We start from the raw sequence: 1,141 nt of genomic DNA on the forward strand, positions 1-1,141 counted from the left end.
GGGGGGGGGGCGCCCCCCACCCCCCCGCCCCGCCGGCGGCGGGCGGCGCCCCACCACAGGGTGTCGTCGTAGCCGAGCGCGTGCACGGCCTCGGCGGCGGCGCGGTGGGCGATGACGCGGTACCCGTCGATGCTGGTCTGCGGGGTGTACACCTTCCGCTGCTGCCGGTTGTCCCACCGGCCGATCAGGTAGATCTGGCGGGAGAACGGGTCGAGCCGGGTGCGCTGGCACAGGTGGAGGAACGCGGACAGTTCCTCGGAGGCGACCTGGTTGTCGATGCCGGACTGCCGGAGGACGGCGCCCTGCTGCGGGGTCCATTCGGTCTGGTCGGCGCGGATGGCGAGTGCACCGCCGGTCGGGGCGAGTTCGACGCTCATGAGCGGCTGTCCTTCCTGTTGATGAGGCGGGCGATCACGCCGCGCTTGGGCTGGTGGTCGTAGGCGGCCTGGTCGCGGGCGGCGCGGAGGCTGGCGGCGCGGCCGCTGCGGTCGGCGGGGCGCCAGAAGCCGCCCCGGGCGAAGGAGTCGCGGTCGCCCTTCACAGGCCCTCACCGGCCCTCCGGCGGGCGCGCCGCTCCCGGACGTACGACCGCGTGTACTCGGCGTTGGCAGCCCTCGACGCCTCACAGGCGGGGCTGCCGTTCCGCTGGTGCCACTGGTAGCCGCGGCGGTCCCCGGTGCAACAGCTCGGCTGGGCCGGGGCTGCGGCCGGTGTGGTCGGTTCGTCGATGCGGAGGGCGCGGACGTCGGCGAGCGCCTGGGCGTAGAGGTCCGTCATTCGTCGGCCTCCTCGTCGTACGCGGAGGCGACCGTCAGCGGCGTCACGACGTAGCCGGTCGGGTGGGTGAAGCCGGGGCCAGGAACAGCCTGCGACTTCACGTGCTCGATCAGCTCTTGCTCCCCGTCCTCCGGCTGGTCGACGGTGTCCTCGTCTTCACGCCACCAGAGCTTCACCGTCGAGTCGTCGGAGTGCTCGCGGCGGACGACCGTCTCGCAGTGCCTTCGGGCCGCAGCGGCGGTGGTGTAGTGGCCCATGACGATCGAGTCGTGCGAGGCCCGGTAGATCGTCAGCTCGACGGACTCGCCCCCGCCAGGGGCGACAGCGAGACCTGCGAACTTCTGCACCTCCCAGTCGCCCTCGC

The 1,141-nt window shown here is 73.2% G+C and carries 4 protein-coding genes; all 4 read right to left on the bottom strand.

The genetic code is table 11. The features are described 5' to 3' along the window. On the bottom strand, positions 1–377 hold a 377-nt coding region (locus tag ACWDTP_RS38590; RefSeq protein WP_450028469.1), incomplete at its 3' end, for a recombinase RecT. Next, entirely contained in the window at positions 374–541 is a 168-nt protein-coding gene (locus ACWDTP_RS38595) for a hypothetical protein (protein ID WP_450028470.1), read from the bottom strand. The genes ACWDTP_RS38595 and ACWDTP_RS38590, both read right to left, overlap by 4 nt. Next, the gene (locus ACWDTP_RS38600) at positions 538–777 is read right to left on the bottom strand and encodes a hypothetical protein (protein ID WP_450028471.1); all 240 of its coding nucleotides are present in this window, start codon (positions 775–777) and stop codon (positions 538–540) included. Before ACWDTP_RS38600 ends, ACWDTP_RS38595 begins: the two co-directional genes overlap by 4 nt. After that, positions 774–1,141, bottom strand: a 368-nt coding sequence (locus tag ACWDTP_RS38605; RefSeq protein ID WP_450028472.1) for a hypothetical protein, incomplete at its 5' end; no start/stop codon positions are given. The genes ACWDTP_RS38600 and ACWDTP_RS38605, both read right to left, overlap by 4 nt.

Source organism: Mycobacterium sp. NPDC003449, from assembly GCF_053588415.1.

Coding starts and splice junctions, on each gene's coding strand:
- ACWDTP_RS38600 (WP_450028471.1), bottom strand. CDS start 777: ATGACGGACCTCTACGCCCAGGCGCTCGCCGACGTCCGCGCCCTCCGC.